The organism is Streptomyces tricolor (assembly GCF_002155905.1).
In the GTDB taxonomy this organism is placed as follows: Bacteria; Actinomycetota; Actinomycetes; order Streptomycetales; family Streptomycetaceae; genus Streptomyces; species Streptomyces tricolor.
In genome coordinates this window covers 3400-3675 of sequence record NZ_MUMF01000169.1, presented here as the reverse complement: position 1 = coordinate 3675, position 276 = coordinate 3400, and the positions used below count along the sequence as shown (strand labels likewise).

General features: G+C 70.3%; 1 protein-coding gene. It reads left to right on the top strand.

The features are described 5' to 3' along the window. Positions 1–276 (top strand): sodium:solute symporter family transporter (locus tag CCN44_RS46160; protein ID WP_414820498.1); only part of this gene is annotated, 276 nt, incomplete at both ends.

The window sequence follows — 276 nt, the reverse complement described above, 5'->3', positions numbered from 1 at the left end:
TCACCCTGCTGCTGTGCGTGATGACCGGCCCGGACCGGGACGACCTGGACGAGTTCTACACCGGCTACGGCTCCCTGTCCCCGCTGCGCAACGGCCTCGCCATCGCCGGCGACTACATCTCCGCCGCCACCGTCCTCGGCACCGGCGGCGTGATCGCCCTGTGCGGCTACGACGGTGTCGTGCTCGCCCTCAGTACGGCGCTGTCGCTGATGCTGCTGATGTTCCTGCTGGCCGAACCGCTGCGCAACGCGGGCCGGTTCACCATGGGCGACGCGC